Annotated in this window: 1 protein-coding gene; it reads left to right on the plus strand. The window is 79.7% G+C overall.

The genetic code is table 11. The annotated features are described in order from the left end of the window. On the plus strand, window positions 1–222 hold a 222-nt coding region (locus tag A7A76_RS22200), incomplete at both ends, for a hypothetical protein (RefSeq protein WP_206413354.1).

Genomic DNA, 222 nt, shown 5'->3' on the forward strand with positions numbered 1-222 from the left:
CCTCGCGCTGCGCGCGTTCGGCGGCGAGGCGGCGGCGTTGCCGGCCGCGTTGCCGCGCCTGATCGCGCAATTGCCGCTGCCGTTCGCGCTGCTGGCGTTGGCGGCGTCCTACGCCAGCGCCCGCGCCCGCCTGGCCGGGCTCGACGAGAACCTGCGCCACGGCTGGTGGGCGGCGGCGCCGCTGGCGCCGGCGCGGATCACCCGCACGCTGGCGCTGCTCGC

The organism is Lysobacter enzymogenes, assembly GCF_017168095.1.
Lineage (GTDB): Bacteria > Pseudomonadota > Gammaproteobacteria > Xanthomonadales > Xanthomonadaceae > Lysobacter > Lysobacter enzymogenes_D.